The organism is Sivoneniella epilithica UHCC 1019, from assembly GCF_040830845.1.
GTDB lineage: Bacteria > Cyanobacteriota > Cyanobacteriia > Leptolyngbyales > Leptolyngbyaceae > ULC077BIN1.
In genome coordinates this window covers 112127-127549 of sequence record NZ_JBFPDP010000003.1, presented here as the reverse complement: position 1 = coordinate 127549, position 15423 = coordinate 112127, and the positions used below count along the sequence as shown (strand labels likewise).

General features: G+C 48.4%; 14 protein-coding genes, 1 tRNA gene and 1 pseudogene. 7 read left to right on the top strand and 9 right to left on the bottom strand.

The annotated features are described in order from the left end of the window. Positions 1–44 precede the first annotated feature (44 nt). The 5 genes from AB3R30_RS03255 to AB3R30_RS03235 all read right to left on the bottom strand — a co-directional run bounded on the left by AB3R30_RS03255 (position 45) and on the right by AB3R30_RS03235 (position 4347). The gene (locus tag AB3R30_RS03255; RefSeq protein ID WP_458647707.1) at positions 45–1970 is read right to left on the bottom strand and encodes a serine/threonine-protein kinase; all 1926 of its coding nucleotides are present in this window, start codon (positions 1968–1970) and stop codon (positions 45–47) included. 32 nt (positions 1971–2002) lie between these two features. After that, complete coding sequence (locus tag AB3R30_RS03250) at positions 2003–2659, bottom strand: V4R domain-containing protein (RefSeq protein ID WP_458647706.1); 657 nt, start codon at positions 2657–2659, stop codon at positions 2003–2005. 89 nt (positions 2660–2748) lie between these two features. Continuing rightward, the gene (locus tag AB3R30_RS03245) at positions 2749–3234 is read right to left on the bottom strand and encodes a globin family protein (protein WP_458647705.1); all 486 of its coding nucleotides are present in this window, start codon (positions 3232–3234) and stop codon (positions 2749–2751) included. A gap of 127 nt (positions 3235–3361) precedes the next feature. Then, complete coding sequence (locus AB3R30_RS03240; RefSeq protein WP_458647704.1) at positions 3362–3667, bottom strand: hypothetical protein; 306 nt, start codon at positions 3665–3667, stop codon at positions 3362–3364. Beyond that, entirely contained in the window at positions 3664–4347 is a 684-nt protein-coding gene (locus AB3R30_RS03235; RefSeq protein ID WP_458647703.1) for a V4R domain-containing protein, read from the bottom strand. The genes AB3R30_RS03240 and AB3R30_RS03235 overlap by 4 nt, the downstream gene beginning before the upstream one ends. A gap of 245 nt (positions 4348–4592) precedes the next feature. Here AB3R30_RS03235 and AB3R30_RS03230 point away from each other — a divergent pair, with 245 nt between their 5' ends. Both AB3R30_RS03230 and AB3R30_RS03225 read left to right on the top strand, forming a co-directional pair. Further along, positions 4593–6122 (top strand): TldD/PmbA family protein, encoded by a 1530-nt coding sequence (locus AB3R30_RS03230; protein WP_458647702.1) that lies wholly within the window; start codon positions 4593–4595, stop codon positions 6120–6122. A gap of 185 nt (positions 6123–6307) precedes the next feature. Further along, positions 6308–7648, top strand: coding sequence for a TldD/PmbA family protein (locus AB3R30_RS03225; RefSeq protein ID WP_458647701.1), 1341 nt, complete (start codon positions 6308–6310; stop codon positions 7646–7648). A gap of 69 nt (positions 7649–7717) precedes the next feature. On the opposite strand, the gene AB3R30_RS03220 is transcribed toward AB3R30_RS03225, so the two are convergent. Next, entirely contained in the window at positions 7718–8164 is a 447-nt protein-coding gene (locus AB3R30_RS03220) for a ferritin-like domain-containing protein (protein WP_458647700.1), read from the bottom strand. A gap of 174 nt (positions 8165–8338) precedes the next feature. Here AB3R30_RS03220 and AB3R30_RS03215 point away from each other — a divergent pair. After that, a pseudogene (locus tag AB3R30_RS03215) lies at positions 8339–8658 on the top strand (helix-turn-helix domain-containing protein); the annotation flags it as partial. A 73-nt stretch (positions 8659–8731) separates the two neighbouring features. Here AB3R30_RS03215 and AB3R30_RS03210 read toward each other — a convergent pair. Both AB3R30_RS03210 and AB3R30_RS03205 read right to left on the bottom strand, forming a co-directional pair. Further along, positions 8732–8941, bottom strand: coding sequence for a hypothetical protein (locus AB3R30_RS03210; RefSeq protein ID WP_458647699.1), 210 nt, complete (start codon positions 8939–8941; stop codon positions 8732–8734). 26 nt (positions 8942–8967) lie between these two features. Further along, complete coding sequence (locus AB3R30_RS03205; protein ID WP_458647698.1) at positions 8968–9459, bottom strand: hypothetical protein; 492 nt, start codon at positions 9457–9459, stop codon at positions 8968–8970. A gap of 183 nt (positions 9460–9642) precedes the next feature. On the opposite strand from AB3R30_RS03205, the gene AB3R30_RS03200 reads away from it, so the two are divergent. Both AB3R30_RS03200 and AB3R30_RS03195 read left to right on the top strand, forming a co-directional pair. Continuing rightward, positions 9643–13293 carry a WD40 repeat domain-containing protein gene (locus AB3R30_RS03200; protein WP_458647697.1) on the top strand — a complete coding sequence of 1217 codons (3651 nt, stop codon included), beginning with the start codon at positions 9643–9645 and terminating at the stop codon, positions 13291–13293. A gap of 47 nt (positions 13294–13340) precedes the next feature. Next, positions 13341–13412 (top strand) — tRNA-Lys (locus tag AB3R30_RS03195). A 12-nt stretch (positions 13413–13424) separates the two neighbouring features. Here the strand turns inward: AB3R30_RS03195 and AB3R30_RS03190 are convergent. Beyond that, positions 13425–14246: a prepilin peptidase gene (locus AB3R30_RS03190; RefSeq protein WP_458647696.1), complete on the bottom strand. Its 822-nt coding sequence runs from the start codon at positions 14244–14246 to the stop codon at positions 13425–13427. A gap of 306 nt (positions 14247–14552) precedes the next feature. On the opposite strand from AB3R30_RS03190, the gene AB3R30_RS03185 reads away from it, so the two are divergent. Next, positions 14553–14687, top strand: coding sequence for a hypothetical protein (locus tag AB3R30_RS03185; protein WP_458647695.1), 135 nt, complete (start codon positions 14553–14555; stop codon positions 14685–14687). A gap of 534 nt (positions 14688–15221) precedes the next feature. Then, entirely contained in the window at positions 15222–15407 is a 186-nt protein-coding gene (locus tag AB3R30_RS03180; protein ID WP_458647694.1) for a nucleotidyltransferase domain-containing protein, read from the top strand. Positions 15408–15423 lie beyond the last annotated feature (16 nt).

Here is a 15423-nt window from a genome sequence, read left to right as displayed (position 1 = left end):
TCTCGTACTGCTATATCATGCGTCAGCGTTGAGGAAGAAAAACTCTAAAATACAATATCTAGGTTGAGATGGCGCAAATCAACGATCGCAAGGGTGCCTTCAGTGCCGTTCCAGGTGGCGATCGCGACTTGATAAGCATTGATTAATCCCATTGCTGTTGGGTTCTTCAGTCCATCAATCTGCCCAATCTCTTGCCCCATCCGGTTGATCAATACAATTTGCCCGGTTTCATCCATCACCAGGTATCCCCAGCTTGTAGAAACTAAAAATTTGGGCGCTAAACTCAAACATATGCGTTCGATTCGCAATGGTTTCAAATCAAGCAGCACCAGTGAGTTTGGGTAACCTGGTTCTAATGCCAGCAGACGGTAGGGAGTTTGGGTGAGGGAGAGATACCGAAGCGGAATGGGTAAACTGATGCAGCCCACCCTAGAACCGCGCCGAGTAAATAGTTCAATTTGGATGCCGACAATACAGGCATTAGCGCTGGAGTCGGTAATGGGTGAAAGCGCTGCTCCATGGCAAGAATCGAGGGCTAAGAGTTGGAAGCATGGGGCGATCGCTAGGGCGATCGTGGGTTTGAAAGGCTGTGAATTCTGGAGATTCCAAATATTCAATTGACTGCGGGTTTTATCCAATGATGGCGTTGCTGTTGCCATCCAGCGTCCGCCTGCTTCAATGGTCAACACGGTATCTTGTTTCAGGGTGGCAATTAGTTGAGGCTTGGACTGCTGAGTGCTTGAAGCATTTAGCTTTTGCTGCACAGCGCCCGGTTGTGGGACTGCCACTCGATAGACTGCCTGCTGGGTCGTCACAAAACAGGTTTGAGCGCAGATTTGCATCTGTAAGGCAGGCTCCGGCAACCGGATGGTTGTAAGGAATCTTGAAGATTCAAAACAACTTTTGGGCGCAGAGTTATCAATAGCGGTTTTTCTAGAAAGTTTAGCCTCGCTAAACCACTGACAGGCAATCTGATTACTAAATACTCGATAAAGCGGCTGGGCATCGATCTTTACGCCGTTTTGCACGGTGTTTTGGACGGTAGCCAATTGCTTCACAAGAGTCTGCAAGCTTTCTTGATAATCATGCTTTAAGGGAACGATCGCCCGTTTTGCGGATGAACGCTGCAACCGATTGGGCTGCCATCCTTGATCGAGGTTTTTAGAATTGGCGATCGCGTCCTGTAAAGCGCTTCGCATTTCTGCCGCTGATCGAAATCGACGAGCGGGTAATTTTTGCAGTGCTGTGCGAATAATGGGACGAATTGACTCTGGAATGCTTTCTGGCAGCAGTAACGCTTGATTGAGGTGCGCTGCCATTAAATCTCCAGGAAGTCCAGAAAAAGGACGATATCCCGTTAGCACTTCAAACAGCAAAATTCCGACTGCATAGAGATCGGAAGCAGGCGAATGTTGTCCATAAAAGCGTTCGGGAGCCATATAAGCAGGTGATCCCGTATTGCCAAATCCGTCAGTTGAAAGCTCTTGGCTTAATCGGGCAATCCCAAAGTCAGTAATTCTTGCTGTCCAGCCTGTGGCAGTTGCCACTAGCAAAATGTTTTCTGGCTTAATGTCACAATGCACAATTTCTCGCTGGTGGGCGTGATCAAGCCCTGCCAGAATTTGGACAATCAAATTTAGCCCTTGTAATGGATGAAGCTGTATCTCGTCGCTTAGCAAATCACGCAGTGTGCCGCCTTCGCAGTAATCCATCACTAAACAGCGCCCTGTCGCGGTATGCTCTAACGCCTGACAGGTGACGATATTAGGATGTTGCAAACTGAGTAAAAACCGCAGTTCGCGCAGAAAGTTACGGGTAGAAAAGCGATCGCGGTTCAGTTCTTTAAGCGCCACTAATCGCCCTGTCTTGCGGTGACTGGCACAATAGACGCGCCCAAATTGCCCTTGTCCAACTAGCCCCAGCAGACGATAGTTGGAATGATAAAGCACATTGGTCAGCAGGTTAGACACAGCAAGTTAGACATAGCGGGTTAGATGCATCCCTAAGCACAGAGTGTTTCCATAATTGCAGCATGAGGCATTTGCTGCTCGACTAACAATTCGGCAGGTTGAAGCCGTTTTGCTAGCCCTATGACGAAATAATTAGATTCAGTCCCTAATGACTCACAGGCGGTTTGGATGCAGTGAAGTTCTTTGCCAGTGAGTTGGCTAAAAAAGGAACTTAGAATTCCGGCTTCAAAAAAGCAAATTGGGCGATCGCTTTTGGGGGCTTGGCTAGCAAAGGGAGAATTGGCGGTTTCAATCACCAAGAATCCGCGATTGTGGTGGCTTGAATCCAATTTAAGTTTGCCCCAGCCGTGAGTGATCCAGCATTGCTCAAAACACTGCAAAAATTCTGCCATTGTCATATCTGCGAGCGCTTGCCCATAGTAATCGGTTAGCTCTTCGCGAAAGCGCGTATAGAAATTCTTGCCCCACCAACGACCGCAGTTGAACAGCACTAGTCGAGTCGCCTGCCCGGTTTCTCGATCAAGCCCAGAATAGATCGCTTGAATTAACGTTTCGGGTAGCGCCAGTAGGCGATCGCCCCGACGATTTTCTAGCAAACCTAGCTCTAAATCACTCCGTACATAAGCATCTGTAGTGAAGTAGTTGCCAGGAATTCGATTATTTGTCAGTAAATCAGCAACAGAAATCATAAGTTTTTAGGGAATAGCGAGTAGAGAAGGACTTTTGACATTTCCAGTTTTCTCCCGATGGGAGAGGACTAGGGTGAGGGCAGCATAAGTCACTGTGTACCAATCATTTCAAGCGATTGTTCACGGATTAAGGTTTCTGCCAAAGTTAAGTAGGGAGCCAGCAAATCCATTTCTTGTGGGCTTAATACCTGCGAAAGATGTTGCTGCACCAAAGGGTGAAGCACGGTGTTGATGGATTGGATGTTATACAGGCGCATAGTGCCGCCTAGCCAACTGATTAATCGATCTTGAGCAAAAGATTGATCGTTGAGCAGCAACCCCATGGCGCAATAGCGTAAGGTCAGCATTGCAGTTTTGAGGGCACGCTCTAAATTCTCAATTTTTTCGTTCGGCAACTGAGTTTGAAGTTGGTCGGCAACTGGTTGCATTATTTCTAGTTCGCGATCGCGTAAGTTGCGATAAGCGTTCAGCCGAATCGGGAGCGACTCTACATATTGACTGAGTAAGTGGAGTTCGTCTGATTTTAGATAGCGACTTTCCGCATCGTCAAAAATGGCTTCAAGTTGTGAATGCATGAGAATTAGGGAATAGGGAATAGGGAATAGGGAATAGGGAATGGCGAATGGCGAATGGCGAATGGCGAGGTCTAGATTTTGAATTCTGCTTCTTTCGGACTTCGGACTTCGTAACTCGCACTTCGATCTATCCAAACAAGTCTGAAAAATCATCTAGGGTGAAACTGTCGGCTGAAGGGGATGGGGATGGGGCGGAAACTAAAGCCGCGATCGCTGCTCCTTCCCAGTTAATGGCGGCAAAAAATCGGCTAACGCTGAGGTCTAGGCTAAGGGGCGCATCGGAATACTGCGACGTAACCTCGCCTATTGGCTGAATATTGGGTGGCAAGTCTTCCCAATTTAGGGTACTGAAAAACTCTTGAACTGAGGATTGCAGCCAATTACTGGTCTTGATTGGAGCAGAACCATTTGCGATCGCTACCTGGGTACTCATCGCAATATTGCTCCCTCTTTCAAGCGTTTTTCAATATCTTTTGCGGTTGCCCCTTCATTCATCCAAAAGGAGGCGGCATCAATCCGATCTTGGCTACCGAGCAAAAACTTACAGTAGGTTTCACCCATGGAGTAACACTGGATCTCAATGCAGCTTAGTTGCTTTCGCACCATTTCAGTAAAAAAACCTGCAAACAATCCGGCGTAAAGATAGCAGACGGGCTTGCCGACATCGCCTAACGTTCGAGCTACAGCAGAATCAAACACGTTGATAAACATGAAGCCCTGTTTGCGATCGCCCATATCTACTTCCCATCTGCCCCATCCTTGAGAGGTGAATGGCCACCACCAGGTTTCTAATAAAAACAGCAGATTGGTTTGCCGAATGTTGCGATCGAATTCCTTTTCAAACCATTTCTCAAAGAAGAATGCATCTTTTTGACCCCATTCGCAGCCAATCGTATACATAATGGCTGCTGAAGCGTCTCCCACCTCTTCTTCCAGACCTTGCACTAAACCAATAATGAAATCTTCCGTTGTCAACACATTCAAACTGCCATTCCAATCGGTAATGGTGCCTGTGTTTGCATCAAACTGGAAAAAATCGCGGAAGCCGTAATGGTTATGTTTTTTGGGATTTTTTAACCGAGCAGAATTTTGGTAGGAAGTTGCAGTCACCATAATGTTCTCAATAGCTTAGGAAATGGCTAATTACGGATTCGATCAAATTTGGCGATAGAACCACAGCACTGTCTTTATCAAAAGTTTTGGATGCAGCAATCAAGGTCAAGCAGGATTGCTTTATCCAATCTTGACTTAATATTCCCTCTGTCTGATAGATCTAACTCAGAAAAAGACTGCTAGAGTGCAGAGTTTTGTTAAGGCAAATTATTGTTAAGGCGAATTATAGTGAAGAAACTAGATAAATGAAAAGTGACACCATTCACCGATCGCCCATCGACGCTCCGCAGACGAGGATTCTCATGCTTGCCACTTCCTTACTTCGCTCCAGGGAAATTCCCACCCTCAAATATGCTTCGGCTCTCGATCGCTTTGACGAAAGCTGGGCATCTCCTCTTTCGACGCTTTTAGGGCTAGGGAGAGCCGCTGGTGCAGACTTCATTGAGTTTTTTTTAGAGCGGGTTAATTATATTAGCTGCACTGCTGAAAATGACGCGATTACAAATATTGCCCCCGCACTCACCACCGGGGCAGGCGTGCGCGTCTTTCGAGGACTGACCGATTGCTATGTCAGCACCAACGATGTCACCTTTACTGGCTTAAAATCTGCCCTAGAAAAAGCGCTCGATATTTTGGGCTTACAACTCCCTGCACCGGGAGCCTTCATTCCTGAAACGAACCTGGAACCTCTGCGCGACTATGGCACCCTGCGCGATAAAGATAAATGGATGGGTGAATCTAGCTCAATGCGCGAAATGGGGGATGTATTGCTCGCTGCAAACTCTCGCTTACAACAAAAAGCCACCCATATTCAATCGCGCCGCGCCGACTATTTTCGCAATTGGCAAGAAGTGCTGGTAGTTGCCAGTGATGGCACCTTTGCGCGAGATGTTCGCCTGACTCAATCGGTGGGTTTTAGCTTGCTCTGTGCTGATGGCGAACATCGGTCTTCAATTGGGGAACGGATGGGCGATACTAGCAATCCCAGCTTTCTCCGCACTTGGGATTATGAAACTACGGCGGAAAACGTGGCGGAGTCTGCTGGCAAAATGCTCTATGCCGACTATGTGGAATCGGGGTCTTATCCGATTGTGATGGCGAATAAGTTTGGCGGCGTGATTTTCCACGAAGCCTGTGGACATTTGCTGGAAACGACTCAAATTGAAAAACGCACTACGCCGTTTCTCGATAAAAAAGATGAGAAAATCGCCCACGAAAGTGTTACGGCTTGGGATGAAGGGTTAACTGATAATGCGTTTGGCACGATCGCCATGGATGATGAAGGAATGCCGGCTCAGCGCACGTTGCTGATTGAAAATGGGATTTTGAAGAATTTCATTAGCGATCGCGCTGGCTCTATGCGAACCGGACACCCCCGCACGGGCAGCGGTCGTCGTCAAAACTATGCCTTCTCTGCGGCTTCACGGATGCGAAACACCTACATTGCTCCCGGCGAATATTCTGTGGATGACCTGCTCACTTCCATCGATCGCGGTATTTATTGCAAAAAAATGGGCGGCGGCAGTGTGGGAGCCGTCGGTCAATTCAACTTTGCGGTGGATGAAGCCTACCTAATCGAAAACGGCAAGCTGACGAAGCCATTAAAAGGCGCAACCCTGATTGGCGATGCGACCGAAATCATGACCAAGATTTCCATGTGTGCCAATGATATTGACCTGGCAGCCGGATTCTGCGGTTCCGTCAGCGGCACCGTTTACACCACCGTTGGGCAACCCCATATCAAGGTGGAGTCGATCACGGTAGGCGGACGGTAGGAGGCAGGTTTTAGGTATCAGGGGTGAGGGATTAGAAAATACTAATGCCTTAGAACCTAGGATCGCAGACTAAATATCAAACATCGAATTATACGGGTTTAGCATTTGGAACGTGAATCTTAACGAATTGCGGAAATCTTTGCCCAAATGCCAAACCCCTACCCAACTCAAAACTCAAAAAACTTATGCCAACGATTCAAGAACTTGCAACGGATGCGAAGGCGGCGGCTAGTCGTTTAGGAATTCATAAATTTGACATGGCAGGCTCAATTATTGACGAGTCGAGTGTCAAGGTGGATCAAGGTAAGCCAGATCAGGTGAAAGCCTCGAATCGCTGCACTGTGGCGGTGCGGGTGTGGAATGAACAAGGGGCGGTGGGAATCACGTCTACTACGAATGTTGATCCAGTGGGGCTGGAACTGGCGCTGAAGACGGCTTCGGAAGCTAGCTTTTTTGGGGCAACGGAAAATGTGCCGGATTTTAGTCCAGAGTTTGCGGCTCCTTTGGCAAAGGAATCTCATGAAAAACTGCCAGCCGCTGGGGTTTCAGATTTACTCGAAAAGCTGCTAGGGGCAGAAAAGGAATTAAAGTCAGCCCATGCCGCGATCGCGTCGGTGCCCTATAACAGCATTGCTCAACGGGACAGCGATCGCTTTTACCTCAACAGTGAGGGGGCAATGCGGACGGAATCGGCTTCTACGGCTTCCATGTATTTGTATACGAAAACGGAAGAGGAAGGGAAAAAGCCCCGCAGTGCTGGAGCTTTTCGGATTAGCCGGGGCGTGGAGCATCTGGATGTCGCAGGCTGTGTGAAAGAAGCGGCTGAAAAAACGATTAGCCATTTGAACTACGAAAAAATTACCACGGGCAAATACACCGTTGTTTTTTCGCCCGAAGCTTTTTTGGATTTGCTGAGAGCGTTTTCTAACCTATTCAATGCCCAAAACATTTTGGATAAGCAAAGTTTGTCTACGCCAGAATCATTGGGAAGCGCGATCGCCTCACCGCTACTGTCTCTCGCTGACGATGCCCTCCATCCCGCCAATGTTGGAGTCACCACCTTTGATGGTGAAGGCACCCCCACCCGCCGCACATCTCTGATTGCCGATGGCGTGTTAACTGGTTTTCTCCATAGCTCTGGCACCGCCAAACGACTGAATGCCACGCCCACTGGACACGCAAATATGGGCGCAAAGGTCACGGTTAGTCCTCACTTTTACCATGTGTTTTCCACGGCGATCGCAGAACCAGAATTGGATCTCAATACTGCTGAAAACGTAGTGCTAGTGGATGATTTGCAAGCGCTCCATGCTGGCGTGAAAGCGCTCCAGGGTTCTTTCTCATTACCGTTTGATGGCTGGTTGCTCAAAGGCGGCAAGCGAATTAGCGTAGAATCTGCTACAGTTGCCGGAAACTTTCTCTCTCTACTGAAATCCATCACTCACCTAGGCAAAGAAGCTCATCTCACCCCTTCTGGCGTGTGTCCTTATGTTTGGGTTGAGGAACTGTCGATCACGGGCGAATAGGTAAAGCAGATTTCAATTCAAGTTGCAGGCTTACCCAAAACCTGCAACTTTGCTTTTTAGGCTGCTACTTTAAGCTTCTACAGGGCTAAAATCGCGGAGCATTTTTCTGACTTCCATTCCGTGTAGTTCTTCCTGCCCAATCATAGTCCGGGCATATTCTTCGAGATAAACGCTGGCATCTTCAACCGTTTCTAACAAAGATTTATATAAATTCAGCGCGGTTTTTTCATGGTTTAAAGTTTCTTGCAAAATGTCGAAAACGGAATGCTTGAAGGTTTCTTCCATGGGGGCAACTCGTAAGGTCGGGTGTCCTTCTAGTCCGGTCAAGATTTCTCCGGCTTGCTGTGCGTGTAGTAATGATTCGGTAGCTTGCGCTTTAAAGAAACCCACAATTGGAATTCGGTTTGGTCCTGTCACCATCAAGGAGTAGTGGGTATAGCGAACGACTCCTGCCAATTCAAATTCCATGATGGAATTGAGTATGCTAATGGTTCCTTGAAGATCTAACTCTTTCATTTGAAAAATATTATCAATGAGTCGGATTAATTCTATCTTGCGTTTCAGTTTGCAGAAAGGGTTTCTTTCGGTCAGTCATCTGAATAGACCCAAGACTAAGTAGATCAGGCTTGAAAAGCTAAGGTATATAAAGTTAGATAAAGGTATTGATGTCAACGGTTTGGAGAGATAGACATGGGTGCTTGCTTACGTGTTTTCCTAAATGCTGCCGAAGATCGCGCCTTGTTCGAGCTTCGGCGGGCGACGACCGTTCCTCAACGGGTGAAAGACCGGGCTGAAGTCGTTCGTCTGAGTCATCAAGGGATGTATGTGGAGAAAATCGCCGCTTTCTTCAACTCGAAGAGCGCATGGTGCAAGAAACCTTGGGGCGCTGGCAATCAAAGGGACTAAGTGGACTGTGGGATGCCCCCCGATCCGGAGCGCAACAACGTTGGCAACCAAAGGACATGGAATATCTGGAAGCGTACTTACGAGAAGACCTGCACACCTACAATTGTTGATTGCTTCAAGGATCTGCTATTGTTTTGTTGCTAAATTGTTCATTCTCTGACATTAAAAAACTACTGACTATCGCATTCCTATCGACCAAAAGAAGCGATCGCGCTTTAGTGATAGCGGATATTTGAGGCGCGATCGCCCTTTGGAATGGGCTAGAGCGATCGCCATTGGTTCAAAAAAAGGGCTGTTAGAGTTTTTATAGGTTGAATTGATACTAGAAACCCCAACATCAAAGTGAATGTAACTGTTACGAATGTTGGGGTTCGTTTTTCGATTCAATCTATTGGCAAGGTGCGATTACACGGTTACTGAGGATACAGTCCAATTCTTCTACCTTCATTGAAAGTACCAAAGTAGTAATCTCTATTTTCAGGAATAGAGTATTTTGCAGCCTGAAATCCTGGAGCAGTATCATCATCAAAAGAGACGACGGGATTACCGTATTTTGTCCCTCCACAATCCCCGCCAGATGTCACGTTAGACGTAAATACCCAACGCTGTCCAGAGGGAATAGTGTAAGAATCGTTGTTCACCTTGAGGTTCATCGGGAAACTCATTTTGTTCATCAGATGAAATGTTCTCTTGATTGGGCGCTGAAAGAAACAACCTGTCGCGCCTTCTTCCTCACGCGGAGTTGGAGTTGGAACCGTTGGAACCAGGATACAGCGGCGACCGATACCAGGAATGTTTCGGCACACCTCCTTAGCTGAAACATCACTTTGTAACGCCAAAAACATTGCAGATGCTGATCCAACAACGAGGGAGATTAGAAGCAATGGAGGAAAGCTTTTGGTCATGATTTATGATCCTCTTAGTTAACTTGAGCAGGTTATGATCAGTACTCATCTCCCAAAAAATTTAGCTTCCTACGATCAAGTTTGGCAGTCGGTAAAAGGTCAGGAAAAAGTCAGTTTTTTCTGAGAGGGGTGGATGGGTGAAGGGTATTCTTGATAGAACGCAATAGAGAAGGGCAGAAGGAGATGCAGGTTGAGGAGGCGTTGGCGACGGTTGAGCAGATGAGCGATCGCGGTTGTCTGAGTAAAACCGAAGCGATCGTGTTCCGGCACTGCTGGGAAGGGCTGTCCTATCTGCAAATCGCTCAAACCAGCGGTTATGATCCGGGCTACATCAAAGACACGGGCTATCGCCTCTGGCAGAGGCTTTCAGAAGCCTGTGGCGAGAAAGTTACTAAGCAGAATTTTAAGGGGGTGCTGCGACGAGTGGTAAACAGCGATCGCTCAGCGGCAACCGTCAACGTTCAACCGCAACGTTGCCCAACTCCTCGCCAAGATTGGGGAGACGCGATCGATGTTTCCATCTTCCACGGACGAGATCAGGAACTCAACACGCTCAAACAATGGCTCACGCAAGACCGTTGCCGACTCGTAACCGTGTTGGGAATGGGCGGTATGGGCAAAACTTCGCTATCAGTCAAACTAGCAGAGGTCATTCAAGCCGAATTTGATTGCCTGATCTGGCGATCGCTGAGGGATGCGCCGCCGATTGATGAACTATTGATCACGCTGATTCAGTTTTTCGCTGAACATCAAGAGATTGAGTTACCGGATAGCATAGGCGGCAAATTGTCTCGCTTGATTGAACTGCTGAAGCGATCGCGCTGTTTGATCATTCTCGATAATTTTGAAACCGTTCTGCAAGGCGGCAAACAGGCGGGAACTTACCGCGAAGGCTACGAGATGTATGGCGAGTTGCTGAAGCGAGTGGGTGAAATCGCCCATCAAAGTTGTCTCGTTTTGACGAGTCGAGAAAAACCCCAAGAAGTGGGCGCGATGGAGGGCGATCACTTCCCCGTCCGGACTTTACCGCTCGTTGGGCTAGATATGATAGCGGGGCAATACATCCTTGATGCGAAAGGCTTACAGGGTGCAGTGGATGATCTCAAAGCGTTGATTACTCACTATCGAGGCAATCCCTTGGCGCTAAAGATGGCGGCGACTTCGATTCAGGATTTGTTTGCAGGCGACATTACCCAATTTCTAGAGCAAGGCACGGTTGCCTTTAATAGCATTGGTACTTTACTTCAGCAGCAGTGCGATCGCCTATCCCCCCTAGAGCAAGCGATTATGAATTGGCTGGCGATTAACCGCGAACCGGTGACGATCGCCGATCTTCATGCAGATTTAGTGACTAAACTCCCTCAACCCAAGCTGATGGCAGTGTTGGAGTCCTTGCGCTGGCGAAGCTTGATTGAAAGTAGCGCGATCGGCTTCACTCAGCAACCTGTGGTAATGGAATCGGTGACGGAAGCCCTGATTGAGCAGATGACCCATGAGATTGTGGCAGAACAGCCCCAGGTATTTCTCAGCCATGCACTGATTAAAGCCCAGGTCAAAGACTACGTTCGGGACAGTCAAATTCGGGTGATTTTGCAACCCCTGTGCGATCGCCTGATGACTCAACTCGGCTCACCGAAACAACTGGAACACAAGCTGAATCGCCTGCTGGCACACTTGCAAACGAACAATGTCCATCAAGCCAATTACGGGGCAGGCAACCTACTGAACCTATTCCGTCAACTGGAAAGCGACTTGACTGGCTACGATTTCTCCAACTTGAGCATTCGACAAGCCTATCTACAAGATGTCAATCTGCATCAGGTCAATTTTACAGCAGCGGAATTTGTTCACTGTGCCTTTGCTTCCACCTTTGGCGGGGTTACGTCTGTGGCATTTAGCCCAACTGGACAACTTGCAACCAGCGATACGAACGGCAGCATCCAGATTTGGAGCATCCCAGAGGGTAAACAGCTAGCTCTTTGCACCGGACACAACAGTTGGGTCTGGAGTGTGACTTATAGCCCCTCCCAACCAGTCTTGGCTAGTTGCGGTCAAGATCATCAGGTGCGGCTGTGGGATAGTAACACGGGGCACTGTCTCAAATTGCTGGAAGGACATATCGGAATTGCCACCTCCGTTGCTTTCAGCCCGGATGGTCAATGGCTTGCCAGCACCAGCGGCGATCAAACCATTCGGCTATGGAACGTTGCCACCGGGCAGTGTATGCAAACGCTACAGGGTCATGCGGCTTGTGTTTGGAGCGCGGTGTTTCATCCCAATGGCAAAATCCTTTTCAGTGCCGGTGAAGATAACGTGATTCGGGGTTGGGATATTGAAACTGGGCAGTGTGTGCAAACGCTGAGGGGTCATCAGCATTGGGTCAGGGCGATTGCGTTTCACGCACGCTCTGAGAACGCCACTCATTCAGATGGACAATACCTCGCCAGCGGTAGTTTTGACCAAACCGTGAAACTGTGGGATGTGGCGACAGGCACCTGTTTAGCTACCCTCACCGGACACCACAAACCCGTCACCTCCGTTGCCTTCAGTGCTGATGGTAAAACCTTGGCAAGTGGCAGCTATGATCAAACCGTCAAACTTTGGAGTCTGAGCGATCGCCAGTGCTTGCAGACCCTCCAGAAACATACGAATTTTGTCTGGTCGGTTGCCTTTCATCCCACCCAACCGCTGCTTGCCAGTGGTGGCGAAGACTACACGGCTCGTCTTTGGGATCTCCAAACTAGACAATGTACCAAAACTCTGCAAGGGCACAGCAACTCAATTTACACGATTTGCTTGGCAAACCCTGGCGAGAATGCCCTCAACTCTGACCATCAACTGCTTGCCAGTGGGCACGAAGACCAAACGATCAAACTTTGGAATTTTAATGCTCAAACTTTGAGCACAACGTCGAACTCTCAGCCGTTTCGGGTGCTGCGAGGGCACACCGGGCGGATTTTCTCAATCGCCTTTGCACCCCAACCCGATGCCAATCGTTCCGCCAATCAATTGCTTGCCAGTAGCAGTAGCGATCGCACCATCAAACTCTGGAATCCCCATACAGGTCAGTGTTTGCGAACATTGCATGGTCACACCAGTTGGGTCTGGGCGATCGCCTTTCACCCTACTGAGAATCTGCTTGCCAGTGGTAGTTATGACCACACCGTCAAACTGTGGGACGTGAATACAGGGGATTGCTTAGACACCCTCAAAGGTCACACCAGTTGTGTCTTATCCGTTGCCTTTAGCCCCGATGGACAGTGGCTAGCCAGTGGTGGCTATGAACAAGCCATCAAACTCTGGAACCCGAAAACTGGGAAATGTCTCCAGGCTCTACAAGCCCACCTAAATCGCGTTTGGGCAGCGGAGTTTAGTCCTGATAGTCGCTGGTTGACAACGGGCGGCGATGATTGCACTATTAAACTCTGGGATGTGGCAACCGGAAACTGTATCAGAACCTTTGAAGGGCATACCAGTCCGGTGGTATCACTGCTGTTTAGTGTGGATGGTAACCGCGTGATCAGCGGCAGCGCCGACCAGACGATCCGAATGTGGACTGTCACCACAGGCGACTGCACCGCTATTCTCCAACAACATCAACATTGGGTTTGGTCGCTGGTTCAAACTTCTAATCATGAAGTGTTTTTGAGTGGCAGCCAGGATGAAACCATTCAGGCTTGGAGCCTTGAAACTGGAACTCATCTCAAAACGCTGCGTTGTCCCCGTCCCTATGAAAGCATGATGATTGGGGATACGACTGGCTTGACCGAGGCGCAACAAGTTACTTTGCAGGCTTTGGGTGCGATAGGTGCGATTAAGGATTTTGATGGATAGAGAATCAAGGAAACACAAAATACTGCTACGATTTAACTAATCAGTCTGGGTGACTAGCGCAATGGTAGCGCATCGGACTCTTAATCCGTTGGTTCTGGGTTCGAGTCCCAGGTCACCCACTTCTCAAGTTTTTATGGCGTTAACAAGAAGAGTTGCAGGTAGAGGGAGGCGATCGCGTTTCCCCAAATCGCGGCGATGAATCCGCCCAGCGCAAGAAAGGGTCCGAAGGGAAAAGGCTGTCGGCGGTTCAGTAATCCTAACGCCATGCCGACTCCACCGGCGATCGCGCCTACCAAACATGCTAAAAAGCCACCTAGCAGCAAATTTTGCCAGCCAAGCCAAGCGCCCATCAAGGCTGCCAATTTGGAATCGCCGCTGCCCATCGCCGTTTGACCCAAAGCATAGGAACCCGCGATCGCAATCACATCCAGCAGCCACAGTCCCAACACTGCGCCCACGACTCCTTCCATCACGGCTTGCACTGCTCCCGCAAAGGTTCCGTTGGTAGAGAAACCCACCACAGCACGGAACGTCAGCCCTGCAATCAGTCCAGATTGGGTCAGGGGATTGGGTAGGGTCATGGTGTCGATGTCAATCAGCGCCAACGCCAGCAGCCAGCTAAAAAACAGCCAGTAGCCTAAGGTTTGCCACGTCACACCAAATGCGAGAAAAATCAGCAAAAAAACGGTGCCGCAAACCGCCTCTAGCAAAGGATAGCGAATCGGAATCGGCGTTTTACAGTTAGAACAGCGTCCTTTTAAGCTGAGCCAGCCTGCGATCGGCAGATTTTCCCAAGGCTTGAGGCGATGCCCACACTGAGGACAATGGGAGGGCGGCAACCAGAGCGATTGCTCCGCAGGCACCCGATGGATCACAACACTTAAAAAACTGCCGATCGCCGCTCCCCAAAAGAACACCAGACTATACATCAGCAGACTAGCCAAAAAATCCATAGGAAGGGAATCGCTCGGATGGGACTTGAATTGTTAGATCGCTTTGTCCTGTGGATTAGCCACAAGTGGGATTGACCTATCAATCAGTCTAAAGCAAGACAACTCAAATGCTTTCAGGCATGATAGAGACTCAAATGGATTACTTTATCCTGAAGTGATTCGGCAACATACTGAGGCAACAACGGTTGCGATCGCAAGCCGAGCAATAGTTGCCACTGCAAAGCGCGAGTGGAACAGATGATTTTGGGTGAAGAGGAAATTGGCGAGAAGTAATCAACGATTTAGTACAACTGGGCGGTACAAACCATGAGCAAAGTTATACAAACCACCTACCACGATGGCAATTTAGTATTAGATGAAAAACTGGATGTGGCGCTAGAAGGGAAGAAATTGACTCTAATTCTAGTGGAGAGTTCTGAGGCTTCAGAGCAAACGGGTTAGCCTGTAGTCGATGATGCAGAGCGTAAACGGCGATTTCTCGAATTTCTAGAAAAGTCAAAGCAGTATTCTGCCAAGTTACCCCTCGGCTACAAGTTCGATCGAGAAGAAGCTCATGAGCGATAGAGTGTTCCTGGATATCAACCTCTGGGTTTATTTCTTTGTCAAAAATCCCCCCGAGAAAGAAGAAAAAATTAGAGAATTGGTTGAGTTTCAAGCATTATCAATAATCGTCAGCATCCAAGTTCTAGGAGAACTCTGCAATGTTCTCATCTGAAAAACTACCTTCTCCCAGTCAGAAGCTCAAGCTGCTGTTCTGGATTTAGTTAACACATTTTCAGTTTTAGCAATTGATACATCAACAGTATTGAATGCTTTAGAAATCCATGCTTGATATGGATACTCCTATTGGCACAGCTTAATTACTGCCACTGCCCTCCAGAGCAATTGCAGCATTCTTTATTCGGAAGATATGCAGCATGATCAATTGATTGAAGGCAAGCTCAGAATTATCAACCCATTGATTTGAGGAAGTGCATGATGATTGCCGAACTGCAACCATCCGTAAACCAACGCATCTCAGTTTCCCCCGCACAGATTGCTGAATTCTGCGATCTTGCTGAATTCAGCGATCGCTGGCAGATCATTGAGTTTGCCCTTTTCGGCTCTGTTTTGCGTGATGACTTTCGCCCTGATAGCGATATTGAGGTTCTCGTTACCTGATCAACAGTAACGATGA

Bases quoted from the DNA above. Each gene is read 5' to 3' on its own strand.
- AB3R30_RS03225 (WP_458647701.1), top strand. From the start codon at position 6,308: ATGCCAACGATTCAAGAACTTGCAACGGATGCGAAGGCGGCGGCTAGT.
- AB3R30_RS03205 (WP_458647698.1), bottom strand. From the start codon at position 9,459: ATGACCAAAAGCTTTCCTCCATTGCTTCTAATCTCCCTCGTTGTTGGA.
- AB3R30_RS03235 (WP_458647703.1), bottom strand. From the start codon at position 4,347: ATGGTGACTGCAACTTCCTACCAAAATTCTGCTCGGTTAAAAAATCCC.
- AB3R30_RS03190 (WP_458647696.1), bottom strand. From the start codon at position 14,246: ATGGATTTTTTGGCTAGTCTGCTGATGTATAGTCTGGTGTTCTTTTGG.
- AB3R30_RS03245 (WP_458647705.1), bottom strand. From the start codon at position 3,234: ATGCATTCACAACTTGAAGCCATTTTTGACGATGCGGAAAGTCGCTAT.
- AB3R30_RS03220 (WP_458647700.1), bottom strand. From the start codon at position 8,164: ATGAAAGAGTTAGATCTTCAAGGAACCATTAGCATACTCAATTCCATC.
- AB3R30_RS03200 (WP_458647697.1), top strand. From the start codon at position 9,643: ATGCAGGTTGAGGAGGCGTTGGCGACGGTTGAGCAGATGAGCGATCGC.
- AB3R30_RS03230 (WP_458647702.1), top strand. From the start codon at position 4,593: ATGAAAAGTGACACCATTCACCGATCGCCCATCGACGCTCCGCAGACG.
- AB3R30_RS03180 (WP_458647694.1), top strand. From the start codon at position 15,222: ATGATGATTGCCGAACTGCAACCATCCGTAAACCAACGCATCTCAGTT.
- AB3R30_RS03250 (WP_458647706.1), bottom strand. From the start codon at position 2,659: ATGATTTCTGTTGCTGATTTACTGACAAATAATCGAATTCCTGGCAAC.
- AB3R30_RS03240 (WP_458647704.1), bottom strand. From the start codon at position 3,667: ATGAGTACCCAGGTAGCGATCGCAAATGGTTCTGCTCCAATCAAGACC.
- AB3R30_RS03185 (WP_458647695.1), top strand. From the start codon at position 14,553: ATGAGCAAAGTTATACAAACCACCTACCACGATGGCAATTTAGTATTA.